22 protein-coding genes are annotated in these 24,232 nt (G+C 50.5%); 17 read left to right on the top strand and 5 right to left on the bottom strand.

The window, feature by feature from the left end:
• The first annotated feature begins 12 nt into the window (after positions 1 to 12).
• Together efp and epmA are read left to right on the top strand one after the other, a co-directional pair.
• A complete protein-coding gene (gene efp / locus F566_RS0113685; RefSeq protein ID WP_020407564.1) occupies positions 13 to 585 on the top strand; it encodes an elongation factor P in 573 nt (190 codons plus the stop codon).
• Between the two features lie 143 nt (positions 586 to 728).
• Positions 729 to 1,718, top strand: a complete 990-nt coding sequence (gene epmA / locus F566_RS0113690; RefSeq protein WP_020407565.1) for an EF-P lysine aminoacylase EpmA — start codon at positions 729 to 731, stop codon at positions 1,716 to 1,718.
• A gap of 22 nt (positions 1,719 to 1,740) precedes the next feature.
• Here epmA and asd read toward each other — a convergent pair whose 3' ends face one another.
• The 3 genes from asd to F566_RS0113705 all read right to left on the bottom strand — a co-directional run bounded on the left by asd (position 1,741) and on the right by F566_RS0113705 (position 5,356).
• The gene (gene asd / locus F566_RS0113695) at positions 1,741 to 2,601 is read right to left on the bottom strand and encodes an archaetidylserine decarboxylase (protein ID WP_020407566.1); all 861 of its coding nucleotides are present in this window, start codon (positions 2,599 to 2,601) and stop codon (positions 1,741 to 1,743) included.
• A 47-nt stretch (positions 2,602 to 2,648) separates the two neighbouring features.
• Complete coding sequence (locus tag F566_RS0113700) at positions 2,649 to 3,470, bottom strand: sulfurtransferase (protein WP_020407567.1); 822 nt, start codon at positions 3,468 to 3,470, stop codon at positions 2,649 to 2,651.
• A 152-nt stretch (positions 3,471 to 3,622) separates the two neighbouring features.
• Positions 3,623 to 5,356, bottom strand: a complete 1,734-nt coding sequence (locus tag F566_RS0113705; RefSeq protein ID WP_157496787.1) for an HDOD domain-containing protein — start codon at positions 5,354 to 5,356, stop codon at positions 3,623 to 3,625.
• A 112-nt stretch (positions 5,357 to 5,468) separates the two neighbouring features.
• On the opposite strand from F566_RS0113705, the gene motA reads away from it, so the two are divergent.
• Both motA and motB read left to right on the top strand, forming a co-directional pair.
• Positions 5,469 to 6,320, top strand: coding sequence for a flagellar motor stator protein MotA (gene motA / locus F566_RS0113710; RefSeq protein ID WP_020407569.1), 852 nt, complete (start codon positions 5,469 to 5,471; stop codon positions 6,318 to 6,320).
• Between the two features lie 66 nt (positions 6,321 to 6,386).
• Positions 6,387 to 7,385 carry a flagellar motor protein MotB gene (gene motB, locus F566_RS0113715; protein ID WP_020407570.1) on the top strand — a complete coding sequence of 333 codons (999 nt, stop codon included), beginning with the start codon at positions 6,387 to 6,389 and terminating at the stop codon, positions 7,383 to 7,385.
• A 14-nt stretch (positions 7,386 to 7,399) separates the two neighbouring features.
• Here the strand turns inward: motB and rsgA are convergent, their stop codons facing one another.
• Positions 7,400 to 8,446: a small ribosomal subunit biogenesis GTPase RsgA gene (rsgA, locus tag F566_RS0113720; protein WP_020407571.1), complete on the bottom strand. Its 1,047-nt coding sequence runs from the start codon at positions 8,444 to 8,446 to the stop codon at positions 7,400 to 7,402.
• A 141-nt stretch (positions 8,447 to 8,587) separates the two neighbouring features.
• On the opposite strand from rsgA, the gene orn reads away from it, so the two are divergent.
• Positions 8,588 to 9,133, top strand: a complete 546-nt coding sequence (gene orn, locus F566_RS0113725; RefSeq protein ID WP_020407572.1) for an oligoribonuclease — start codon at positions 8,588 to 8,590, stop codon at positions 9,131 to 9,133.
• Here the strand turns inward: orn and queG are convergent.
• A complete protein-coding gene (gene queG, locus F566_RS0113730) occupies positions 9,130 to 10,221 on the bottom strand; it encodes a tRNA epoxyqueuosine(34) reductase QueG (RefSeq protein WP_020407573.1) in 1,092 nt (363 codons plus the stop codon). The genes orn and queG overlap by 4 nt on opposite strands.
• 268 nt (positions 10,222 to 10,489) lie before the next feature.
• On the opposite strand from queG, the gene F566_RS32885 reads away from it, so the two are divergent.
• The 12 genes from F566_RS32885 to F566_RS0113795 all read left to right on the top strand — a co-directional run bounded on the left by F566_RS32885 (position 10,490) and on the right by F566_RS0113795 (position 24,157).
• Positions 10,490 to 12,058, top strand: a complete 1,569-nt coding sequence (locus F566_RS32885; protein ID WP_245555253.1) for an NAD(P)H-hydrate dehydratase — start codon at positions 10,490 to 10,492, stop codon at positions 12,056 to 12,058.
• Positions 12,055 to 12,534 carry a tRNA (adenosine(37)-N6)-threonylcarbamoyltransferase complex ATPase subunit type 1 TsaE gene (tsaE, locus tag F566_RS0113740; protein ID WP_020407575.1) on the top strand — a complete coding sequence of 160 codons (480 nt, stop codon included), beginning with the start codon at positions 12,055 to 12,057 and terminating at the stop codon, positions 12,532 to 12,534. Before F566_RS32885 ends, tsaE begins: the two co-directional genes overlap by 4 nt.
• Before the next feature lie 87 nt (positions 12,535 to 12,621).
• Positions 12,622 to 13,950 carry an N-acetylmuramoyl-L-alanine amidase gene (locus F566_RS0113745; protein WP_020407576.1) on the top strand — a complete coding sequence of 443 codons (1,329 nt, stop codon included), beginning with the start codon at positions 12,622 to 12,624 and terminating at the stop codon, positions 13,948 to 13,950.
• 190 nt (positions 13,951 to 14,140) lie between these two features.
• Positions 14,141 to 16,030 carry a DNA mismatch repair endonuclease MutL gene (mutL, locus tag F566_RS0113755; RefSeq protein WP_020407578.1) on the top strand — a complete coding sequence of 630 codons (1,890 nt, stop codon included), beginning with the start codon at positions 14,141 to 14,143 and terminating at the stop codon, positions 16,028 to 16,030.
• Between the two features lies 1 nt (position 16,031).
• On the top strand, positions 16,032 to 17,024 hold the full coding sequence (gene miaA, locus F566_RS0113760; protein ID WP_020407579.1) for a tRNA (adenosine(37)-N6)-dimethylallyltransferase MiaA: 993 nt from the start codon (positions 16,032 to 16,034) through the stop codon (positions 17,022 to 17,024).
• Between the two features lie 386 nt (positions 17,025 to 17,410).
• Positions 17,411 to 17,662: an RNA chaperone Hfq gene (gene hfq / locus F566_RS0113765; RefSeq protein WP_020407580.1), complete on the top strand. Its 252-nt coding sequence runs from the start codon at positions 17,411 to 17,413 to the stop codon at positions 17,660 to 17,662.
• A gap of 16 nt (positions 17,663 to 17,678) precedes the next feature.
• Entirely contained in the window at positions 17,679 to 18,974 is a 1,296-nt protein-coding gene (gene hflX, locus F566_RS0113770; RefSeq protein ID WP_020407581.1) for a ribosome rescue GTPase HflX, read from the top strand.
• A 108-nt stretch (positions 18,975 to 19,082) separates the two neighbouring features.
• Positions 19,083 to 20,243: an FtsH protease activity modulator HflK gene (hflK, locus tag F566_RS0113775; RefSeq protein WP_020407582.1), complete on the top strand. Its 1,161-nt coding sequence runs from the start codon at positions 19,083 to 19,085 to the stop codon at positions 20,241 to 20,243.
• 2 nt (positions 20,244 to 20,245) lie between these two features.
• Positions 20,246 to 21,115 carry a protease modulator HflC gene (hflC, locus tag F566_RS0113780; RefSeq protein ID WP_020407583.1) on the top strand — a complete coding sequence of 290 codons (870 nt, stop codon included), beginning with the start codon at positions 20,246 to 20,248 and terminating at the stop codon, positions 21,113 to 21,115.
• Positions 21,116 to 21,293: 178 nt separating this feature from the next.
• A complete protein-coding gene (locus F566_RS0113785) occupies positions 21,294 to 21,482 on the top strand; it encodes a DUF2065 domain-containing protein (RefSeq protein ID WP_020407584.1) in 189 nt (62 codons plus the stop codon).
• Between the two features lie 117 nt (positions 21,483 to 21,599).
• Complete coding sequence (locus F566_RS0113790; RefSeq protein WP_020407585.1) at positions 21,600 to 22,799, top strand: ATP phosphoribosyltransferase regulatory subunit; 1,200 nt, start codon at positions 21,600 to 21,602, stop codon at positions 22,797 to 22,799.
• A 59-nt stretch (positions 22,800 to 22,858) separates the two neighbouring features.
• Positions 22,859 to 24,157: an adenylosuccinate synthase gene (locus F566_RS0113795; RefSeq protein ID WP_020407586.1), complete on the top strand. Its 1,299-nt coding sequence runs from the start codon at positions 22,859 to 22,861 to the stop codon at positions 24,155 to 24,157.
• Positions 24,158 to 24,232 lie beyond the last annotated feature (75 nt).

Raw genomic sequence — 24,232 nt, forward strand, 5'->3', positions numbered from 1 at the left:
AGATAGAGGAATATGGCCAACTATTCTACCAACGAATTTAAATCAGGTCTCAAGGTAATGCTGGATGGAGACCCATGCACCATTATCGATAACGAGTTTGTAAAGCCAGGCAAGGGTCAGGCGTTTAACCGGGTTAAGTACCGTAACCTGAAAACTGGTCGTGTCGGCGAAAAAACCTTCAAATCTGGTGATAGCGTGGAAGGTGCGGACGTTATCGATCTGGAAATGGAATACCTTTACACCGACGGTGAGTTCTACCACTTCATGATGACCGATGGCTCATTCGAGCAGCACGCTGCTGATGCCAAAGCGGTTGGTGATACCACGAAATGGCTGAAAGAGCAGGATGTTTATACGGTAACTCTGTACAACGGTGCGCCTTTGTCAGTAACGCCTCCAAATTTTGTAGAGCTGGAAATTGTCGAAACTGATCCTGGCGTGCGTGGCGATACCGCTCAAGGTGGTAGTAAGCCTGCTCACCTGAGTACTGGCGCGGTCGTCAGCGTTCCTCTGTTTATTGAACAGGGTGAGATGATTCGCGTAGATACTCGGACTTCAGAATATGTAAGCCGGGTCAAAAGCTAAAAAGTCCTAACTGGAGTTCTAAGGGCAGGTAACTCGTTTATCTGCCCTTTTTTTGGGCCTTTAAATACCTACGGTTTTATTTTTCTGTTTGGCGTGGCTCATCGAAGTGGAAAAGAGCCGTTATGAGAGTGGATTGAACGTATATGAACGACACAACGGCGGATTGGAAACCCTCAGTGACGCGAGAAATGCTGGTGCGCAGGCAGCAGTTTTTATCTGGGGTGCGACAATTCTTCCATGACCGAGGGGTACTTGAGGTTGATACACCGGTTTTAAGTGAGGTGACGGCAACCGACCCCTATCTGGACAGTTATGAAATTCAGGGGTTACCCGACTGCAGGCCTCTATATCTGTTGACCTCCCCAGAGCACGCTATGAAGCGTCTTCTAGCTGCGGGATCTGGTCCTATCTTCCAGGTCAGCAAAGCGTTCCGTCGGGATGAGAGAGGGAGTCGACACAATCCAGAGTTCAGCATGCTGGAGTGGTATCGTCCGGGTTTTTCCCTGCAGGATCTTTTGTCAGAGGTTACGGAGTTGCTCAGGTTTCTGGGGTATCAGGGGCAAGTTGAATCGATCAGTTACCGCGACGCTTTTGTTCGTTCGATTAATATTAATCCTTTTATTGATGAGTCTGCGGTTGATTGCCGGCAAAAAGAGCAGGCGCTGTTGTCTCAGGCCAGCGAGTGTTCTTCGATTCCAGTGTCAGAACTGGATTTGGAAACGGCGCTTGATCTGTTGATGACTCATAAGGTGGAACCCTGGCTAAAGACTTTCGGGGCGATATATGTCCATGACTACCCGGCCTCCCAGGCAGCTCTGGCCAGAATCGAAACTGACGAATACGGCAATCGGGTGGCGCGACGGTTTGAGTTGTATATAGACGGCATTGAGATCGCCAATGCTTATGATGAGCAGGTGGATCCCAAGGAGCAGAGAAAGCGCTTTGAAGATGATAATGCCAGACGCCGGAAAATAGGGAAGAAAGAGATTCCAGTCGATGAGAGGTTGTTGGCGGCTTTGCCGCAAATGCCTACATCTGCAGGCATTGCCCTGGGGCTGGACCGTTTGCTGATGGTACTTTCGAATCAGAAAACCCTGCAGGATGTCATTGCCTTTCCAGCAGGGCGTGTATAGTTTCTGGGGCTACACTTAGAGACTAGCCGGCAGTAATGTCGCCGATTTGCTGGCCCAGTCTTAGTGTGGCTTCTGCAGTGACTGCAGAGTTCCATTGCATGGCGTTCTCCGGAAAAGTCAGGACGACTGTCGAACCCAGATGAAAGCGGCCCATTTCTTCACCCTGGGCCAGTTTCACTTCACCGGGGTTGTAGCTGAAGTTTCTGATTGTCTTGCCGTGTCCTTGAATCCGGCCTGCCCATACAGTTTCGACACTGGCGACTATCATGGCGCCGACCAGAGTCATCGCCATGGGCCCGAAAGCGGTTGAGAACAGGCACACTACCCGTTCGTTACGTGCAAACAGTCGAGGAACACTGTCAGCGGTGACAGGGTTGACCGAGAACAGATCTCCCGGAATGTAGACCATTTGCTGCAGCTCGCCTGCTATCGGCATATGTATCCGATGGTAGTCTTTAGGAGAGAGATAAATGGTGGCGAAGTCGCCCCCGATAAACGGTTGGGCACGTTGCAAATCTCCGCCCAGCAGCTCGATTAAACTGAAACTGTGCCCTTTGGCCTGGAAGATGCGGCCGTATTCGATTCGGCCAGACTGAGAGACACAGCCATCGACAGGGCTTACCAGTTTTTTGGCTCCGCCCTGAATCGGGCGTACACCTTCCTTGAGTTCGCGGGTGAAGAAATCGTTGAAATTCTCGTAGTCCTCGGCTGATCCCTTTAGCGCTTCATCCATGTTGACGCCATAGCGGTCTATAAACCACTTGATAAAAGCGTTTTTAATAGCGGATCTTTTGCAGTCAGCCAGACTGCCGGCGGCTCTGGATAGTGCATGTTGTGGCGTGACGTACTGGCTGGCCACAAATATACGATCAAACAATGACATGGATGTTTCCGGGCAAATTGGGTTAGTTAGGTTAATCGAAACGAATCTCAGGTTTCTATGGGAGTATCAGGGTGGTTGCCCCATTCGCTCCAGGAACCTGCATAGGCGCGAATATTGAACCCCAAAGCTTTTCCGATCAAATAGGCGAGACCGGAACGGTGATGCGATTGGCAATGAGTGACTATTTTTTTGTCTTCATTGATGCCAATTTCATTCAATTCCTGTCGCAGCGTCTCCATCCCTTTCAACCTGAGTCCGTTTGCGGGGTCCATGGCGCGTGTCCACTCGTAATTAACAGCTCCGGGTATGTGGCCGTTACGTAGCGCGGTTTGTCGCTGACCGGTATATTCCATTGGCGAACGGGCATCCCATACTGCAAGATCATCTGAACCTACCAGGTCAACCAGTTCTGACAATTCAACGGTGGTGCTTGGATCAAGTGTCATGGTAAAAGTCGCGGATTTGGCTTGAGGTGTATCTTGTGCAACCGGACGGCCTTCTTCGCGCCAGGCGACCAAGCCTCCGTTGAGATAACTGCAGTTTCTGAAGCCAATGGTGTTTAACAGCCAGATCATTCGACCGGCCCAGCCGCCGCCTTCATCATCATAAACGACAACATGGTCATCCGGTGTCAGGCCGATGTGCTGAATCAGTGCATTTAGCTGCTGCTCCTGGGGAAGTAATCCTGGTGCAGGAGGGCGGCCGTACTGTGTCGCGCCGGGAGGAATATAGAATGCTCCGGGCAAATGTCCCGCCTGATAGTTTTCAGGGCGACACAGATCCAGTATCAGCAGGCCCTGTTGATCCAATAAAGGTTGAAGTTCGGCCGGTTCAATAATAAAGGGGAGTTTGCCTTTGGCTGTATCCATGACAAGTCCTGTAACTAAGGTAAGGGATAATGCGCTGTTCGCTGCCAGAACTCAGCGTATAAGCTTGAGTCGCGGACATGCTCAGCTGCTGCGGATGTTAGCAGATGGCTGACAACGTAACTAGGGCCACACTAACGTTTTTAAGGCGCTGCCTAGCTCTTTGCATTTTTGCCATTCTTGCTGTTGCGCTGTGAAAAGTAGTAAAGCACCTGGGAAGTCGCGCTGCAGACATGTTTGAAACAGTCGTATTCAAATTCGGTTAGCGGTAGGGCATTGATGCCGGCGTCGGCATAGATCATGGCGACAGGTCTTGATTTTACAAAGCAGGAGGTAAGGAAAAAATCCATGCTTTGATTGACTGACCTGAATTCTGCGGGAATCATTTTTTTCACTTTGTCAGAGCTGCCGGGGTTGATCCAGATACTTGAGGGCTTTTCCATCAGCTTGCTGAACAATGAGGGGCGTGTAAGGTCCAGATCCATTCGGGCCAGTTCCGGCCGATCCTGGGTGTCTGCGGCATAGTAACCTTTCAGCCGGGTCTTGTTGGTATTAATGAGTGCGATGACACAGGTCCTCAAACCTACACCAAACGTAATGCAGCGGGCTGCACCATTCATGAGGGCGGCAATATCCTTAAACTGTGCCGGGGACCTCAGCATGGTTTGAGTGATATTGATGTATAGCTCCTGATTTCCTTGGCGCATCTGTCGATTGTCCGGAGTCTTGGGAATCGGGCGTGGCTTCCTTGTCTTCTCTTCAGGAACAGATGAGTTTGCTCTGATCGGTACAGAATCTTCTTCAACGTTCTCTGGTTCAGTTTTGCGAAGTTCTATCGGAGGGATTTCCTCCTGTTCTATTCCTGGTGGAGGGCTGGTTTGCTCCGTCTCGTGGGTAGGCTTCATGGCGGTTTCGGCTGATTGTTCTTCGTCGATGGCAAGTGGAATGTCTGGGCCTGCGATCAACTGACTTACTAATCCATTACCAGATTGCAAGGGATGTTGGCGATAGGATTCAACCGCGAGTTCATGCACGTGTCGTAGAGTGTCTCTTAGAGACTGTTCCAGATAGACGGCGAGGCAGCGGATAAGTCGCAGGGTGATTGTGGAGTAAATATCCCTGCCAGCATGAAAGGCTATCAAGTTGCTCAGGGAGACCAGGAATCCCGGATGATTTAGCAGAAGTAAAGCCTCTCGGTTTGTCGGGCGAGGTGATGGTTGCGTATTCCGACAATGTCTTTCAATCGTGATCAACAAACGATTGTTATGGATATGGTCAAAGATTGGTGTGTCTGTGACGGATTCTGGGAGTGTGAAACCCTGATGGATTCGTTTCCACACTTCGACGAATCTGTCACCAAACACTCTGGTTTCCATTGTGCGGCGAAATTCCAGAGAGTGTTCCAGGCGACTGGTCCAGGTTTGCATTTTTTTCGGAGTGTATCGCCATAACAACCAGAGCGGCATGCTGTAAAACAGGGCATACCAGTAGTACTCATTCTGTTTATCTCGATGCCTCATTTGTGCTGACCACTGCGCGAGGTGGGCCGCGAAAAAGCTGCTGGCTATGGCCTTGTTATATGTGACAACTGCTGGGATGGACGCCCTCTCCGGAGGTGGCGTGTTTTGCAGGACATTCTCCAGGAAATCTGTGCCCAAAAGGCTGATTGCCTGGCTCAGAGTTTTGACCAGACTTTCCTGGGTGTGAGTACGGAGATTGGCGTTACTGAGAAGGTTGAGTGCCAGCACCGGATCGTTGCGAATCACCTCGCTCATCTTGTGGTAGGAGAGGGTGTTCCCCGCCATCATGCGGAGGAGAATGGTGCTTGCTCCGCTGACAGACGGCAAAGGTTTTTTCAGCAGCTGATCTATCCATTCCAGATCTTGCAATTTCGGCGCGGTTTCCTGCATAAGTATTTGTGAAATAGCCTTTTTTGATCTTTACTGTAATGTAGATAATCATCCGTTATTTGTCATCTGTCTGGAGTGGCTAACAAGATATATGCTGTTCATCATTGGTACTGTGCTCGTAATCGCCAGTGTGTTGGGGGGGTATGTGCTCTCCCATGGAGAGTTGCTCGCACTTTGGCAGCCCTTTGAAATTGTCATTATCGGTGGTGCCGCGTTCGGTGCTTTCCTGATTGCCAATCCTCCGAAAGTGATCAAATCAGTATTTGCCTCAGCGCCGTCGTTGTTTGTCGGCAGTAAATTCAATCAGGTTGTGTTCATGGATTTACTGTCCTTGCTCTACGATCTTTTCGACAAGGCGAGGAAGTCTGGTGTGATGTCTATAGAGGCAGATGTGGACGACCCTGAGAACAGTGAGATTTTTAATCGGTATCCCACTATTATGCGCATGTTAGGTGTGCGTGATTTCATAACTGACTATTTGAGGATAGTCAGTAGCGGTAACATGGCTCCGCACGAACTGGAAGGGTTGATGGACCTGGAGATCGAGACGCGCCTACAGGAGCTGGAGAAACCGGCCGAAGCTGTTAATAAAGTCGCAGATGCGCTGCCGGGCTTTGGTATCGTGGCGGCGGTTCTCGGGATTGTCATTACGATGAAATCGCTGGGAGGACCGCCCGAAGAATTAGGGGGCCATGTTGCAGCGGCTCTGGTGGGAACCTTCTTTGGGATTTTGGCCGCCTATGGGTTTGTCGGACCGACAGCTCAGGCGCTGCATAATATTGCAGCCAGCGAAATCAAAGCTTATGAATGCGTCAAGGTCGGTATTCTGGCAACTATGGGGGGGCTGGCGCCGCAGTTGGCAATCGAGTTTGGAAGAAAAGCGCTTTATTCCGGTGCACGGCCGAGCTTTCAGGAGCTCAATGATTATGTTCGCTCGAAGTAAAGGTGGCGAATGCAGAATGATCGTTTCATGATTTTTATTGTGGGTTAGTTCCAGGTTGGCGAAGTTATGATGGAAGAACAACCCCCGATTATTGTTCGTCGAGTCCGTAAGTATCACAAGGGGCATGGTGGTGCCTGGAAGGTGGCGTTTGCGGATTTCGCCACAGCGATGATGGCCTTCTTTCTGGTGTTGTGGCTGAGTGCTTCTACAACCAAGGAACAAAAAGAAGCCGTCGCCGGCTATTTTTCTGATCCTGTGGGCTTTGAAGAAGGTGGCAGCCCCTATGTGATTGACCTGGAAGGTAGTGTAACGGTTACCGTGACAGACGATACGGCACAGACACCGGAAACCCAGCCTGAAGTTGTCATGGAAGAAGAGACTATTGAAGATATTGCGACCCAGGTTGAGCAGCGTCGGTTGGAAAAACTGATGGATGAAATTCTGGCTGAAATCGATAGCAGCGCAAAACTAAAAGAATTCAAAGACCAGTTGATTATCGACATAACAGAGGAAGGTCTCCGGATTCAGATTGTGGATAAGCGCCAACGCCCGATGTTCGATAGCGGTGATTCCACCCTGAAGCCTTATTTTGAAGATATTCTATACGAACTGGCCAAATTGATAACCCGGGTTCGCAATAAAGTCAGTATCTCCGGTCACACTGATGGCGCCCCTTACCTTGGGCGTGCCAACTATACTAATTGGGAGCTGTCTTCTGATCGTGCCAATGCTGCACGTCGTGCGCTCGTTGACGGTGGCCTGCCGGAAAATCGACTGGCGCGGGTTGTTGGTCTGGCCTCTTCGGTACTTTATGACGACAAAGACCCGTTAAACCCGGTGAACAGAAGAATCTCAATTATTGTGCTGAATAAGAAGACCCAGGCGGAAATTGAAGACGCCGAGCAGGTCGACTCGGATGTATCGACGAATCAACTTTCTGGTGAAGTCGACAAATTGATTCGTCAGGAGTTAAGCAAGCCGGCTTTTGATCCAAACAAGGATTTGCCGATTGAGCAGAAGCCCGAAAATGGCGGGCAAAACGGCTCTGAGGGGCTCAATTGGTAAGGTCTGACTGTGAATCAATCGTGCGTATTAATAATCGTCTGATCGTCAAGAGAGTCTCTGATGCGTTGAAAGCTTTCCATTCTGGAACTTTCAATCTCGCCCTGTTCCAGAGCTGACTGCAGGGCGCAACCAGGCTCTCCCTGATGCTTGCAGTCTCTGAATTTGCAAGCGCCGAGAAAGGGGCGGAACTCAACAAATCCCTGGGCCAGAGTCAGTTCGTCCATATGCCAGAGCCCGAATTCCCGTATTCCTGGTGAGTCGACCAGATCTCCACCGGTCGGCATGTGGAACAATTTGGCTGTAGTGGTGGTATGGGTGCCTTTACGCACACCCTCAGATAATTCACCCACCCGAATGTTTTCTTCAGGCAAAAGCATTTGAATCAATGAGGATTTGCCCACTCCGGACTGGCCGACAAATATACTGGTTCTGTTGGATAATAATTTTACCAGGGGCGCTAAACCCTCTCGGGATTTGGAAGATACCTCGATCCAGTCATAACCCAGTTTGGTGTAAAGGGATTGCAGATGTGTTATTCGCGCCTGATTTTCATCGTTAATCAGGTCTTTCTTATTCATGATGATTTTAGGCGGAATCTCGACGGCTTCCGCAGCGACCAGGTAACGGTCGATGAGGTTGGCATGTGCTTCAGGTTCGGGAGCAATAACGATGAGGATTTGATCGATATTCGCGGCGATGGGTTTCAGTTGGCCAAACTTATCCGGACGCTTCAGGGCTGTATGCCGGTCTCCGCGGGCGACAATGATGCCACTGTTATCCGAGCCAGCGCGCCAGGTTACGATATCACCGGTGACGAGGGAGTCTATGTTGGCCCTGACATAGCATCTGTGCAATTGCCCCTTCAGGTCTCCGTCCAATGCTTCCACATCCAACTGCTGACCATAGTGGGCAATGACGAGACCTTTCTGTTCTGCTGACAGATCGCCTGCATCAAGCTGCTCTACGGCTTCGGATTCTTTACGCTCAGCCCGTCGGGCCCGTTCGTCCTGAATCTTCTTGATGCGCCACTTCTGTTGTTTCGTAAGTCTGCGTTTTCCCATGCGGTGCTAATACAATCCTCGTTTAAACTTCTTTTAATCCCACTGATGCCGGATTAAAGAAGACTATCAACTACACTGTGGTAATATTGCGCCTAAATGCACCCGGTAGGGTTTGCGCTACTGTAATTCGGTGGAGAAGTTATGTCACGTCGCGATAACCTAATTTGGATAGATTTGGAAATGACCGGACTTGATCCGGAGATGGATCGTATCATTGAAATGGCGGTTATTGTGACCACCAGTGATCTGGAAGTGGTGGCGGAAGGTCCTGTGATTGCTGTGCATCAGCCGGATTTTGTGCTGTCCTTGATGGATGACTGGAACAAGAAAACCCATGGTGACAGCGGTCTTACTGAGAGAGTGAAGCAGAGTAAAATTTCTGAACTGCTTGCTGAGCAGCAGGTATTGGATTTTCTGAATGAGCATTGCGAAGCGGGCGCTTCGCCCATGTGCGGCAATTCCATTGGCCAGGATCGACGCTTTCTGGCCCGGTACATGAAATCACTGGAAAGCTTCTTCCATTATCGAAATCTTGATGTCAGCACTTTGAAGGAGATGGCCCGTCGCTGGCGCCCGGAAGTGGCAGCAGGGGTCAAGAAAAAAGGTACCCATCAGGCCTTGGAAGACATTCGTGAGTCGATTGAAGAATTGAAATATTACCGGGAGCACTTCCTGAAGCTCAGTTAATCCGTCGTCATACCCAGGGACGAACGTTTGCGGAGGTGATTCAAGGCCCAGGTCACATGTTCCCTGACAATCTCAGAAGGGTGGTCCAATTTGGCTTTTAGAGCCACCTCGACCTCCCGGCTGGGAGTAGCGTTCCCCAAGGCTACCGCAATATTGCGAAGCCAGCTTTCGTATCCTGTTCGGCGAATAGCGGATCCCTGGGTTTTCTCCAGAAACTCTTCTTCGGTCCAGTGAAATAGTTCAATAAGCTGGCTGGAGTCCAGTTGGTGTCTAGGGGTGAAGTCTTCCTCTCTGGAGGGGTGGTTGAACTTGTTCCATGGACATACCATCTGGCAATCGTCGCAGCCGAATATCCGGTTGCCCATCAGTGGCCGTAAATCCTCGGGAATAGCCCCTTTCAGTTCAATGGTGAGATAGGAGATGCAGCGTCTGGCATCCAGTACCTGTGGGCCCACGAAGGCATTGGTTGGGCACAGATCAAGGCAAGACGAACAGCTTCCGCAGTGGTGACTGTCAAAAGGCTCATCAATGGGCAGTGACAGGTTGGTGAATATTTCGCCGAGAAAAAAGTATGAGCCAGCCTTGGGATTGATCAAGAGAGTGTTCTTTCCGATCCAGCCAAGTCCGGCTTTCTGCGCTAGCGCACGTTCCAGTACTGGTGCACTGTCCACGAAGACCCTGTATTGGCTGCTATCGATTTTCTGGGTGATTCGTTCCGCCAGATGGGCCAGACGCTTTCGAATCAACTTATGGTAGTCACGCCCAAGGGTGTAACGTGATACATAGGCTGTCTGATCTTCTGATAAGGCGGCCTCGGCGTTTTTCGCCTGATCTTGCTCGGGCCAATAGTCCATGCGCAGTGAAATCACCCTCAGGGTACCCGGCACCAACTCGTCAGGCCGGTATCGCTTACTGCCGTGGGTCTCCATGTAGCTCATGGTGCCGTGGTAGCCTTTCGCCAGCCACTGCTGGAAGTGCTCCGCATGCTCCCCGAGGTCGACGTCGGTAATCCCGCACTGCTGAAATCCCAGCTCCAGGGCCCAGGACTTGATGTTTTTGGCCAGGGAAATGTAATCGATTTGACTCAAAACTGACAGACTTACTGATGAATAGAATGCCTATTTTGGCATACACAAGCATTAGAGTCTGTTGCAATTGGCAACAATTTTCAGGCTTCGTTCCTGGAACTGCTTTGGAAATCAGTAGTTAGGGAAAATTGCTGGTGCAATGCCGCGTACATCCCTGATATGACGGGCGATAAGAGAAACATGAAGATTGATTATGAAATGTACTTTTTATAGTATTTTGCTAAAATTTACAGCAATATAGAGACATTATTTCAAGTGGATTCAAGAAGTGTTGATTCAATCAACAAGTAGTAATGTGCCCCAGGTGTTATATACCGCAGCACAGGTGCGTCAGCTTGATGCTCTGACGATCGCCCAGACTGAAGGTGGCGGGTACGCTTTGATGCGTCTTGCGGGCAGGGCCGCCTTTCGCCATTTGCTGCGCCATTTTCCGGAAGCGGCGTCAATAGCAGTATTTTGTGGTGGTGGAAACAACGGTGGTGATGGGTACGTCATTGCTGAAATGGCAAAGCAGATTGGAAAAGCGGTGCGAGTCATTGCGCTTTCCAACCCCGAAAAACTGAAAGGTGAAGCTGCAGAAGCCTGGCAAAACGCTTCAGAGTCGGGAATTGTCGCAGAGATGCCCGAACTTTCTCTGATCAAAGAAATCTTGAATGACTGTGATGTTGTTGTTGATGCGATGCTGGGGACAGGGTTGACCGGGCACGTTCGTGAGGATTATGCCGGGGTCATCGATGTGATCAATCTGTCGGGTAAGCCGGTCTTGGCTGTGGATATCCCCTCTGGATTGTCGGCGGACACGGGAATGATGTTGGGTGCAACTGTCAAAGCAGTGATAACTTCGACATTTATTGGTATCAAGCGTGGACTGCTGACAGGGCAAAGCGCTGATGTCGTGGGAGATCTCTGGTTTGATGATCTTGGGGTATCCGATGACGTCTTTGGTTGTGTTCTCTCATCTGTAACTCGGTCGAATTTCGCCGAGAGCAGGACGTTACTACCGACCAGAGATCGTACTGCGCATAAAGGTCAGTGTGGTCATGTGTTGGTGGTAGGCGGAGATTCCGGTTTTGGTGGTGCAGTGTTGATGGCCTCAGAGGCTGCTTGTCGTTCAGGCGCAGGGCTGGTGAGTTGTGCCACGATACCCAGCCATATTGGCCCGGGATTAGCAAGAGTGCCGGAGGTCATGTTCCGTGAGGTAGCTCATCGCCAGACACTGGAAGAAATGTTGACCTCTGCGTCGGTAGTGGCGTTGGGGCCGGGGCTCGGAAGTGGCCCATGGGGGCAGATGTGCTTCCAGACGGCACTACAGTACTGCCAGCAATACAATATGCCATTGGTAGTGGATGCCGACGGATTGAACATACTGGCTGCCAATCATCTGCAATTGCCGGAAATGACCGTATTGACACCACACCTGGGAGAGGCTGCGAGGTTGTTGGGGTGTTCTGTTCAGGACGTTATGGCTGACCGATTTGCATCTGCCGAAACATTGGCGGAGAAATACCAGGCAACCGTTGTACTCAAAGGTGCCGGGACTCTGGTGGCAGCTTCTGGAAATGGGAACACCCGGATTAATGTTGTGGCTGAGCACGGCAACCCGGGGATGGCAGCTGGGGGCATGGGGGATGTCTTAACAGGCATGGTCGCTTCAATGATTGCCCAGGGGATGGATAGTTTCAATGCTGCCTGTCTTGCCGTTTCCTGGCACGCCAGCAGTGCAGATATGGCTGCAGCAAAGACTGGAGAGCCGGGGCTGACGGCCACGGATGTTATTGCCGGTTTGGGGGACGCCTGGAAGCAAGCTGTCACACTGCAGGAAGCGGGGCGCGAATGACGAATAACACAAGCTTGGTTTTGCCTGATGAGGACGCGACTTTTCGATTGGGAGCAATACTGGCCCGACATCTGGAGTGGCCCTCAGTCGTGTATCTGGAAGGGCAACTGGGGGCGGGTAAGACGACTTTGTCTCGTGCCATTCTCAGAGGCCTGGGACATTCAGGGTCAGTTAAGAGTCCGACATATACGCTGGTAGAGCCATACGAGTTGGCACAAGGTGCATTGTACCACTTCGATCTCTATCGTCTGGGAGATCCTGAGGAGTTGGAGTTTTTGGGGATTCGGGACTATTTTCAAGAGACTACTCTTTGTCTCATTGAATGGGCGGAAAAAGGCCAGGGGTGGCTACCCCAGGCGGATTTGGAAATCCGGCTGTCAACTGCCGGAGAAGGACGACAGGTGGCATTTCATAGTCATGGTGAATCCATGACCGTAATAGTTGCGAAAGTCGTAAAAGATTTTGGGGCTTCTTGAGACGGAATAAGTCTGGGGGCATATGGAAGGTATAGATATTATGGCTCTCGGGATCAGGAGTAACAGGGGTTTAGGGGTATTGATCTTATGACCAGATGGTATCGATGGATTCTATTGGCGGTGTGGTTTGTCGCGGCCCCGGCTCTGGCGGGTTCGGTAAGCAACGTTAGAATTTGGCCGGCACCGGATCATACGCGATTGGTATTTGATCTGAGTTCTCCAGCAGAACATAAAGTATTTGCCTTGTCATCGCCAGACCGACTGGTCATTGATTTGAGCGGTGCGGAGCTTAATACGGATATGGGGAATATCAAGCTGGATGACAGTCCTATCCGAAGAATTCGTAGTGCAAAACGTAATCAGAACGACTTGCGGGTGGTGCTGGATCTTAAACAGTCCGTCAAACCCAAAAGCTTTGTGTTAAAGCCCAATGATCAGTATGGGCATCGTCTGGTGATTGATTTATACGGCGGTACGGTCAGTAAAACAAGCGAAGTCACCAAGAGTGTTGAGGAAAACAGTCAGCGTCGTGACATTCTGGTCGTGGTTGATCCTGGTCATGGAGGCGATGATCCTGGTGCACTCGGGCCGCGTGGTGTGCGTGAAAAGGACGTAGTCCTTGCCATTTCAAGGGAACTGCAGGCCATGCTGAACCAGAAGAAAGGTTACAACAGCCGTCTGACACGTAAAGGGGATTATTTTATCCCATTGCGCCAGCGTACCAATCTTGCGCGCGAGTACAATGCCGACCTGATGGTTTCAGTGCATGCAGATGCTTTCAAAAGTCCGCAAGCGAGTGGGGCGTCGGTTTATGCGCTGTCCAAGCGCGGCGCCACCAGTGAAACCGCCCGTTGGCTGGCAACCAAAGAGAATATGTCTGATCTGATCGGCGGCGTTGGTTCCGTCAGTCTGGATGATAAAGATGACGTATTGGCCGGTGTGTTGCTGGATCTCTCCATGACGGCCAGTCTGAAGTCCAGCCTGAGTGTCGGAGATCATGTTCTCCGGTCAATGGGACGGATTTCCAAGCTGCATAAAAAGCGGGTTGAGCAAGCTGGCTTTGTGGTTTTGAAATCGCCAGATATTCCGTCAATTCTGGTTGAGACCGGCTTTATATCGAATCCGGTAGAGTCCGGTCGGCTGAGAACCCAAAAATATCAGCGCAAGATGGCGCAGGCGATTTATAAAGGGCTGCAGGGATACTTTGACGAATCTCCGCCACCCGGCACTTATGTAGCCTGGAGTAAGCTTCAGAATCGTATGGCTCAGGGAGCGACCTATAAGATTGAGCGTGGAGATACGCTTAGTGAAATCGCCGCCCGTAACCGGGTTAGCCTGAATGATCTGATGCAGCATAACGGTCTGAAGAATGAACAGTTGAGAATCGGCCAGGTACTGAAAATTCCGGCCAGTTAACAATGAATAAAGCGTTTTTGGGGCGCTTTACAGGAGGGCTTCCGTTGTTATCTGAAGCCCTTTAATGACCTTTCTTTCTTTTCCTATCGTGGATACTTCCTTTTCCTCGACGCTGTTCTGTTCCTTTGTCCCATCTGTTACCATCCCGTCACTTTCCCGTGAATGAGCCAAGCAGATAATCCTACCCAATATGTCAAAGATTCAATTACTTACCCCTCGACTCGCTAACCAGATTGCTGCAGGTGAGGTTGTCGAACGACCAGCCTCTGTTGTAAAGGAGTTGGTGGAAAACGCCTTGGATGCCGGAGCAACGCGCGTTGATGTGGAAGTGGAAGACGGCGGGGTCAAGCTGATAAAAATTCGTGATAATGGCGGCGGAATTCCCAAGGATGAGTTGGCTCTGGCATTGTCACGTCATGCGACGAGTAAAATCACGACTTTGGATGATCTCGAGGCTGTTGCCACCCTGGGTTTCCGTGGCGAGGCTTTGGCCAGTGTGAGCTCTGTCTCCAGGTTGACGCTATCTTCGAGACCGGCAGACCAGAGCGAGGCATGGAAGGTCGAGGTGGAAGGGCGTGATATGACGCCCAGACTTTCTCCTACGGCCCATACACCGGGCACTACTGTCGAAGTGAGGGACCTCTTCTACAACACGCCGGCCAGAAGAAAGTTCCTACGCACAGAAAAGACAGAATTCAATCACCTGGAAGAAATTATCAAGCGGCAAGCGCTGGCCCGTCTGAATGTATCATTCAGTCTGACCCATAACCAGAGAGTGATTCACCAGTTACGGCCTGCAAACGACCATGAATCTCATCTGAGGCGGGTTGCACAGCTTTGCGGCAAACCCTTTGTGGAGAGTGTTGTGGAAATCAACACCAGTGGTTCCGGGCTGCAGTTGCATGGCTGGGTGGCTAAACCCACTTTCTCCAGAAGTCAGGCCGATCTCCAGTACTTTTTTGTCAATGGCCGGGTTATCAGGGACAAACTGGTGGCCCACGCTATTCGGCAGGCCTATCAGGATGTTCTCTATCACGGCCGTCACCCTGCATTTGTTCTATATCTGGAGCTTGATCCTGCAACAGTTGATGTTAACGTTCATCCGACCAAGCATGAGGTGCGCTTTCGGGAAGGCCGGATGGTGCATGATTTTCTGTTTCGTAGCCTTCACAGGGCTTTAGGGGAAATCAGGCCTGTCGTGGAAGTGGAATCAGAGTCGGAAAGCGCAGCTCCGGTGTTGGCTGCTCAAAGCTGGCCTTCGCAGAATTCACTCCCGTTATCAGAGAGGCCAGCGCAAAGCGCCATCAGAGAGCAGCTTGTTGGTTATGAAGCCCTTTATTCCGGTGCCGCTCAATCTCAGCCTGAGATCGCGACTGCTGCTCAGTCGGGAGTATCTGGTCAAGGAGAATACACCGCCAGTCCATTGGCTGTGGGGGGCGCTGTGTCCTCACTTATGGGGAGTGGGGTGACCAACTCTGAAGAATCAGAAGCCGGGGGGGCGCCACTGGGTTATGCCATCGCCCAGCTTCACGGTATTTATATCCTGTCTCAGAACAGGGCGGGAATGATCCTGGTTGACATGCATGCTGCCCATGAGCGTATTGTTTACGAGCGCATGAAAAAGTCCATGGAGGAAGGTGGTGTCACTCAGCAGCCGCTGCTGGTTCCTCTAAGTCTGGCGATGAGCCGTAAAGAGACCGGGGCTGTTGAAGAGCACGGAGGAACCCTCCAGAGTCTCGGGCTGGAGCTATCTGTCGCTGGGGCGGAGTCGATTATTGTAAGGCAGGTACCTGCTATTCTGAAAAGTGCCAATATTGAGAATCTGGTGCGTGATGTGGTGACCGATATTCTGGAGCATGGGACTACCCGTAAGGTAGAAGAAACGATTAATACTTTGCTCGGAACCATGGCCTGTCACGGGTCTGTCAGAGCTAATCGTCAGCTGTCAATCGCGGAAATGAATGCGTTGCTCAGAGATATGGAGGCTACCGAGCGCAGTGGTCAGTGTAATCACGGGCGTCCGACCTGGGTGCAGTTGACCATGAGTGAGTTGGATAAACTATTCCTGCGAGGGCGCTAGAGTGAGTGGTGAGATAAGCAGGGCAAGTGAGAAGAAGCCGCCTGCCATTTTTCTGATGGGACCTACCGCTTCGGGTAAGACTGATCTTGCGATGGCGCTGACTGATTTATTCCCTTGTGAGTTGATTAGTGTCGACTCTGTGATGGTGTATCGGGGGATGGATATTGGTTCGGCTAAGCCTGATCGGGAGACGCTTGAGCGCTACCCCCATCGTCTGGTTGATGTCAAAGACCCGTCAGAACCATATTCAGCAGCAGAGTTTCGTGATGATGCGCTGGATGCCATGTCTGAAATCTCCGGGGCAGGTCGCATTCCATTGCTGGTAGGCGGCACCATGATGTATTACAAGGCGTTATGGCAGGGAATTGGTGATATGCCGAGTGCTGACCCGGCAACACGTCAGGCGTTGATTGATGAAGCGTCTCAAATTGGGTGGCCTGCGATGCATGCAAAGCTGCAGGGGCTTGATCCGGCAGCTGCGAGTAAGATTCATCCCAATAACCGACAGCGGATTCAGCGTGCTCTTGAGGTTTGCCTGCTCACAGGCAAGCCGTTTTCAAGCTTCTGGGGAGCGGAAGGAGCGGCGGTTGAGACTGACTGGAACCGCTCGGAGGAGACCAGTCTGCCTTATTCTGTGCTGTCGCTGGCTTTGGCTCCTGCCGAACGGCCTGTTCTGCACGAACGTATCGCTCGCAGGTTTGACAACATGCTCGAATCCGGGCTGGTTGAAGAGGTTCGCGGTCTCTACGGCCGCGGAGATCTGTCGGCAGAGTTGCCTTCAATAAGAGCTGTGGGCTACCGGCAGGTCTGGGAATTTCTTGATGGTGTGTATGGTTACGAAACTATGCGGGAAAAAGGGATTATTGCCACCCGCCAACTCGCTAAACGTCAAATGACCTGGTTACGTAACTGGCCAACTGCCCGATGGTTAAACTCGACTGATAGTCAATTAGTCGAAAGTACGGCAGATTTGATAAATCATTGGTTACAATAAGGTAATCCCCTATGGCTCTGGCCATTTGAGACGAGTATACTCGCATTGGCGATGAGATTGAGTCTCATTGGAAAGCGAGCATTTACATCCTTCCCCGGAGTAGTAAAAAAACTCCTTATTGCATATATAGTCGGCTATACTTCGACTAGGTACTTGTCTGCGGTAGAGTGGTCTGCTCAGATAAGGACCTGATTGAGTCTGGATTGAGCCCGTATCAAGGCTGTTTACAGATTTGTTTGATCGCCGCTATTTAAAACGCAGTAAACCGGACCTATATTGAGCTTATGCGGAACTTTCTGCGTTGGAGTCAATGTGGAAATGAAATATCCGGCCCCATATTGGGGTGTGGAATGGATAATTAGAATCAAAAAAACAGGAGAAAAAGAATGTCAAAAGGGCAATCTTTACAAGACCCTTATTTGAATGCTCTACGGAAGGAGCGTATACCGGTATCCATCTTTTTGGTGAATGGAATAAAGCTGCAAGGGCAAATCGAATCCTTTGATCAATTCGTTATATTGCTGAAAAACACTGTAAGTCAGATGGTGTACAAACACGCTATCTCAACTGTAGTGCCGGCCCGCAATGTGCGTATTGCTCCTCCAGGTGAAGGCGAAGGTGAAGCAGGTAATGCCTAACGTCAGGTGCGCTTAATTGTTTGAGCGACCAAAATCGGGTGAACGTGCTGTTCTAGTTCACCTGGATATGCTGGAAGAGAAAGATCGGGAGGACCCCCGGGAATTTACCGAGTTGGCTCTGTCTGCCGGGGCTGACCCGGTTGCGCTCGTCTCGGGTTCAAGAAATCATCCGAGTCCAAGGTATTTTGTCGGTAGTGGCAAGCTTGAAGAAATCAAGCTTTCTGTTACTGAGACATCTGCCGATGTTGTTCTCTTTAATCATGCGCTCAGTCCAAGTCAGGAACGTAATCTCGAGCGAGACCTGGGAGTCAGGGTGCTCGATCGAATTGGTCTGATCCTGGATATTTTCGCCCAGAGAGCACGCACCCACGAAGGAAAGCTGCAGGTTGAGCTCGCTCAACTTGAGCATCTGTCTACCCGGCTGGTCAGAGGATGGACTCACCTTGAGCGTCAGAAAGGCGGTATAGGTTTACGTGGACCGGGTGAAACTCAGCTGGAAACAGACCGTCGTCTTATTCGTGGGCGAATCAAGTCTATTATGAAAAGACTTGAGAAAGTGCGAAAGCAGAGGGAGCAAGGGCGTAGAGCGCGGAAGCGTGCTGATGTGCCTTCTTTATCTCTGGTTGGATATACCAATGCCGGTAAGTCGACTCTCTTTAATACACTGACCTCGGCGGAAGTTTACGCCGCAGACCAGCTGTTTGCCACACTGGATCCCACCCTAAGGCGTATCAATTTTTCATCTCTCGGACCGGTAGTTCTGGCGGACACGGTTGGTTTTATTCGTCATCTTCCGCATAAGCTGGTTAATGCCTTTCATGCTACTCTTGAAGAAACCCTGAATGCGACGCTGTTGCTGCACGTTGTTGATGCCAGTGATCCTGACAGAAGAGAAAATATCGAACAGGTTGATGCGGTTCTCGAGGAAATCGGGGCAGACCAGGTATCCTGTTTGTTCGTATTCAACAAAATTGACTGCCTTGATGGCGTAGAACCCAGGATTGATCGAGATGAAGAGGGGCGGCCTACAAGAATCTGGGTGTCGGCGAAGACCGGTGCAGGCCTGGATCTGATAGAAGAAGCGGTCGCCGAACTTCTGGGCAATGATATGCTTGATCAGACGTTGCATATTCCCCCGTCTCTGGCCCGCATACGGGCTCAACTCTACGAGAGGGAGGCGGTAATGTCTGAGAGTATTGATGCAGATGGTTCATTTGCCATTCATGTCAGAATGCCGAAAAGTGACTGGAATCAGTTGGAGCGGAAGGCAAATGTTCGATTGGAGGAGCTACTGGAACGCGGCATGTCTTGAAAATTCAGGCTGTCGACCTGACATAGATACAGCTTAACTTGCTGAATGGAATTAAGATCCATAGTATTACCCGCAATATTTATCCGTCATCAGAGTAAGGGGTTGAAAATGGCTTGGAATGAACCAGGCGGAAACAAAGATCAGGATCCATGGGGATCTGGGGGGCGCCGTAATAATGATGGTCCACCGGATCTTGATGAGGTGATTCGTAAAGGAATGGAGAAACTTAACGGAATATTTGGTGGAAAACCGTCCCGCGGTAGTAGCGGACGTTCCGGTGGGTCAGCCGGAGGTATCATCGCCATTATTATTGTGGTGCTGGCTGGGTTTACCATCTGGGATTCCATGTACAGAATCGATGAAAAGGAACGAGCCGTTGTGCTTCGTTTCGGTAAATATCTGGATACTAAAGGTCCAGGTCTGCAGTTTAAAATCCCCTATATCGATCAGATCTTCATAGAAGATGTTACCTCTGTCAGGAACCGGCCCAAAAAAGGGCATATGCTGACTGAGGACGAGAATATCGTGGACATCGATTTGACTGTTCAGTTTGTGATCAAGAATCTGCAGGATTACATGCTCAATATGCGTGATCCCATCACAACAGTTGATTATGCCATTGATAGTGCTTTACGCCACGAGGTGGGTAGCGCTCAGATGGATCAGGTTCTGACCGAAGGTCGTGCTATTTTAGCAATTAACGTTCAAAACCGGTTGCAGCGGTATCTGGACTTCTACGGTGCCGGCATTGAATTGCGGAAAGTGAACATAAATGCGGCCCAGCCTCCTCAGGCGGTAAAATCTGCATTTGAAGAAGTGCAGCGTGCCAAAGAAGATGAGCAGAAGCTGGTGAACAGGGCCGAGGCCTATCGTAACCAGATCGTACCGGAATCCCGCGGTCGTGCTCAGCGTATTATCGAAGAAGCCAATGCATACAAGTCTGAAGTTATCGCCCGGGCGGAAGGTGAAACAGACCGCTTCCTACAAGTATTGAAGATTTATGAATTGGCTCCGGAAGTTACCCGCGAGCGGATGTACATCGATACCATGGAGCGTGTGTTGTCGAGCAGTAGCAAGGTCTTGGTGGATCAGGCTCAGGGCAACAATATTATGTACCTGCCACTTGATCGCCTGATGAATCGTTCTCAGGTATCAGACAGTTCCAGTCAATCCAGTCGTGCTACTGCGGCCTCGCAGGCGGACTCATCTTTTTCACGTAATGATGATTTCCGTACCCGTAACGAAGCATTAACCAGGAGCAGGAGATAGTCATGAGTGGTCGATTCGGACTAATGGTTGGTGTCATTCTTGCGGCACTATTGATCATTTTACAAAGCGTATACATCGTTCCTGAAACACACAGGGCTGTTTTGCTTCGGTTTGGGGAAATGGTTGACTCGGATATTCCAGCTGGTCTGCACTTCAAAATTCCCATCGTGCACGAGGCCAAGTTGTTTGATGTGCGGGTGTTGGCGATGAGTTTGCCGACCAAAAGTTATCTGACCATAGAGCAGAAGCCGCTGGATGTGGATTCTTATGCAACTTGGCGGATTGTAAACGTCGGTGACTACTACCGGTCTACCGCTGGCGATGAAATTAATGCCGTCAGACTGCTAGAGTCTCGTATTGATAACGGCTTGCGTGACCAGTTTGGTCGCCGGACGATGCATGAGGTCGTTGCCGGTGAACGTGAGGAATTGATGGAAGAGCTGAAGGAAGAGCTGGATTTTCTCACCAGAAAGGAATTCGGTATCGAGATCAATGATATTCGCGTAAGGGCGATTGACCTGCCGACCAAGGTTAGTGATTCCGTATACGAGCGGATGGAGTCTGAGCGTCTCAAAATTGCTCAGGAGCATCGTTCCAAGGGGGAGGAGCTTGCTGAGGGGATTCGCGCAGATGCAGATCGTCAACGTATTGTCGTAGAGGCTGAGGCTGAGAAAGAGGCTGAGCAGATTCGAGGTGAAGGAGATGCAATCGCAGCGCAGGTTTACGCTGATGCATTTAACCAGAACCGGGAGTTCTATTCTTTCTATCGTAGCCTGACTGCCTATGAGGAAACTTTTTCAAGCAAAGGCGACCTCCTGATTCTGGAACCGGATAGCGAGTTCCTGAAGTATATCAAGCAGTCTACCCGCTAAGCGGGACAAGAGGTCTGATGAATTATCGGTGGTTCCAATACTTAAAAGGTTTGGGCCACCTTTAAAATAGTGCTAATATTCTGCAACCGGGCATGGACCCGGTTTTTTTGTGGGCAATCTAAACCAAAATCCCTGTTTTCAAAGGGAGAGGGAAGTCAGATAAAGGGGGTCATGCTCTATGTGGCAGGATTTAGGTGCTGCTCTTTGTCTGATGCTGGTGCTGGAGGGAATGATTCCCTTTCTCTATCCGGGGAAGTGGCGCCAGATGGTGCAGAGATTGGCCGAAGTGGACGATCGGACCATGCGGACTATAGGGTTGATCAGTATGGTGACCGGTGCTTTGCTGCTATACGTTGTCAAACACTAGTGGCGCTGCAGCTCTTGAGAACTGTCGTTTTTGATTGCTGTTGATTTAATTTGCTAGCGCGAACAACCCAAAGAATTTTTCGTTAACAGCGGACCTGAGTCCGAGGACTGAAGATTAATGTTTGGTGATCCTGGATCTTTATCGGCATCTGATTTATGGCTACTACCCGATGGGGTAGAAGAGTTGCTTCCTCCGGAAGCCAGCAGAGTGGAAGAGCTACGACGGAGACTTCTGGATCTTTATCATTCCTGGGGATATGAGCTGATTGTTCCCCCTCTTCTTGAATACCTCGAATCATTACTAACCGGTGCCGGGCGTGATCTGGAACTGCAGACCTTCAAAGTGACCGATCAGTTAACCGGGCGCATGATGGGCGTGCGAGCTGACATGACCCCTCAGGCTTCACGGATAGATGCCAGAAGTCAGAGAGCCGGAGCCAACCGCTTGTGCTATCTCGGCAGCGTACTGCGTACCAAAGCGCAAAACATGTTGTCTTCCCGCTCACCTATCCAGACAGGTTGCGAGCTTTTCGGTATTGCGGACACTGCCGCGGATATTGAAATTATTTCTCTCATGCTGGAAACCTTGCGTTTAACCCAGGTTTCACCCATTCACATGGATCTTGCTCATGTGGGTATCTACCAACTGATTCAGAAAAGAGCGGCACTTTCACCCCACGATTCCCAGTTGTTGTTGGCCGCTCTTCGACACAAAGCTGTTCCAGAAATCAATGACATCGCAGGCAGGATTGTTGATCTCAAAGTTCAGGAATATGTTCGTGCTTTGCCCAGGCTGTCCGGGGGACTGGAAAAGCTTAGCGAAGCTCGCGAGCTGTTTTCCGGTGAGGCGGAAGTGCTGGCGGCTTTGGATGAAATGTTGAAAGTTTCTGAGGTGGTTGCTGCGCGTTATCCTGAAGTGGAAATTTGTATCGATCTATGTGAACTGCGCGGCTTCAACTACCATACCGGACTGGTTTTTGCTGCTTATACTACCGGTATGGGGCAGGCGATTGCTCAGGGGGGGCGCTATGATGGTGTCGGGCGTGAGTTTGGCAGTGCCCGGCCCGCTACCGGATTCAGTGTGGATCTGAAAGCGCTTTTCAGGCAGGGACAAACTACCTGGGAACAGGAGAGCAAGGCGATATTTGCGCCGGATGATTCTGATCCGGCTTTATGGGCAAAAATATCTGAATTAAGAGTTTCTGAAAGAGTGATTCAGTTGATGCCCGGGGAATTGCGGGAGCAGTGGATTCCCTATTGTGACCGAGAACTGGTGAAAGATGATACCGGGTCTTGGGTTGTGAATAAACTGGCTTAGGTATCGAGTATACCGGGTCAATGTAACTTCCTAATCCTTCTGTGAAATAGAGAAACATTATGGGCAAAAATGTGGTGATCCTCGGAACCCAATGGGGTGATGAGGGAAAAGGTAAGATTGTCGACTTGTTAACTGAAGAAGTTGCAGCAGTAGCGCGCTTCCAGGGTGGACATAATGCCGGACACACACTGGTGATAGACGGTGAAAAAACGGTTCTTCACCTCATTCCATCAGGAATTCTGCGCAGTACTGTTGCCTGCATGATTGGTAATGGAGTGGTGCTGGCACCTGATGCCCTGCTTTCAGAAATCAAAACACTGGAAGATAAAGGTGTACCGGTTCGTGAACGCTTGTATCTCAGCCCTGCCTGTCCATTGATTCTGCCTTATCACAAGGCTCTGGATCTGGCACGTGAAGAGCGTCGTGGTGATGCCAAAATCGGTACGACCGGTCGTGGAATCGGACCTGCCTATGAAGATAAGGTCGCTCGTCGCGGTGTTCGTCTCGGAGACCTGGCCAAGCCGGAAGAGTTTGCTGAAAAGCTTAAGGAAATTATGGATTATCATAATTTCGCATTGGAACACTATTACAAAGTCGAACCAGTGGACTACCAGAAAACTCTGGATGAGACCCTGGAAATGGCAAAAGAGCTTCTGCCGATGATGGCGGATGTCACAGATATGCTTCACGACTACCGTAAGGAAGGCAAAAATATTCTGTTCGAAGGGGCGCAAGGGTCTCTACTGGATATTGATTTGGGAACTTACCCGTACGTTACCTCGTCCAATACCACTGCTGGCGGAACTGCGACCGGAAGCGGATTTGGGCCGATGTATCTGGATTATGTTCTGGGGATTACCAAGGCCTATGCAACCCGCGTCGGATCAGGGCCCTTCCCGACAGAATTGTTTGATGATGTTGGCGGCCATCTGGCGAAAAAAGGTAATGAATTTGGTGCAACCACGGGCCGTCCGCGTCGATGTGGCTGGTTTGATGCTGTGGCGCTGCGTCATGCTATTCAAATCAACAGTGTTTCAGGTATCTGTCTAACCAAGCTGGATGTTCTGGACGGTCTGGATGTTGTGAAAGTCTGTGTTGGTTATCGCACGAAAGAAGGGGTTGAGGTTACGCGTCCGCCCATCGCGTGTGAGGACTTCAGTAAGCTTGAGCCAGTATATGAAGAGCTTCCAGGATGGAAGGACAGCACCTATGGGGTGAAAAAGCTGGAAGATCTTCCGCAAAATGCCAGAGATTATATTGAGTTTCTGGAGAAGCAGATCGAGGCACCTATCGATGTTATCTCTACTGGTCCGGATCGCAATGAAACCATCACTCTGCGGCACCCGTTCTCAGTATAGGTAGATCTCTGATTAAAGGGTTTTCTAAAGCCCTTGGATCGGAAAAACTCTAAACCCCTTGTGAGTCTACTCCAA

The organism is Hahella ganghwensis DSM 17046 (genome assembly GCF_000376785.1).
GTDB classification, from domain to species: domain Bacteria; phylum Pseudomonadota; class Gammaproteobacteria; order Pseudomonadales; family Oleiphilaceae; genus Hahella; species Hahella ganghwensis.

Coding starts and splice junctions, on each gene's coding strand:
- efp (WP_020407564.1), top strand. CDS start 13: ATGGCCAACTATTCTACCAACGAATTTAAATCAGGTCTCAAGGTAATG.
- epmA (WP_020407565.1), top strand. CDS start 729: ATGAACGACACAACGGCGGATTGGAAACCCTCAGTGACGCGAGAAATG.
- asd (WP_020407566.1), bottom strand. CDS start 2,601: ATGTCATTGTTTGATCGTATATTTGTGGCCAGCCAGTACGTCACGCCA.
- F566_RS0113700 (WP_020407567.1), bottom strand. CDS start 3,470: ATGGATACAGCCAAAGGCAAACTCCCCTTTATTATTGAACCGGCCGAA.
- motA (WP_020407569.1), top strand. CDS start 5,469: ATGCTGTTCATCATTGGTACTGTGCTCGTAATCGCCAGTGTGTTGGGG.
- motB (WP_020407570.1), top strand. CDS start 6,387: ATGATGGAAGAACAACCCCCGATTATTGTTCGTCGAGTCCGTAAGTAT.
- rsgA (WP_020407571.1), bottom strand. CDS start 8,446: ATGGGAAAACGCAGACTTACGAAACAACAGAAGTGGCGCATCAAGAAG.
- orn (WP_020407572.1), top strand. CDS start 8,588: ATGTCACGTCGCGATAACCTAATTTGGATAGATTTGGAAATGACCGGA.
- tsaE (WP_020407575.1), top strand. CDS start 12,055: ATGACGAATAACACAAGCTTGGTTTTGCCTGATGAGGACGCGACTTTT.
- F566_RS0113745 (WP_020407576.1), top strand. CDS start 12,622: ATGACCAGATGGTATCGATGGATTCTATTGGCGGTGTGGTTTGTCGCG.
- mutL (WP_020407578.1), top strand. CDS start 14,141: ATGTCAAAGATTCAATTACTTACCCCTCGACTCGCTAACCAGATTGCT.
- hfq (WP_020407580.1), top strand. CDS start 17,411: ATGTCAAAAGGGCAATCTTTACAAGACCCTTATTTGAATGCTCTACGG.
- hflK (WP_020407582.1), top strand. CDS start 19,083: ATGGCTTGGAATGAACCAGGCGGAAACAAAGATCAGGATCCATGGGGA.
- hflC (WP_020407583.1), top strand. CDS start 20,246: ATGAGTGGTCGATTCGGACTAATGGTTGGTGTCATTCTTGCGGCACTA.
- F566_RS0113785 (WP_020407584.1), top strand. CDS start 21,294: ATGTGGCAGGATTTAGGTGCTGCTCTTTGTCTGATGCTGGTGCTGGAG.
- F566_RS0113790 (WP_020407585.1), top strand. CDS start 21,600: ATGTTTGGTGATCCTGGATCTTTATCGGCATCTGATTTATGGCTACTA.
- F566_RS0113795 (WP_020407586.1), top strand. CDS start 22,859: ATGGGCAAAAATGTGGTGATCCTCGGAACCCAATGGGGTGATGAGGGA.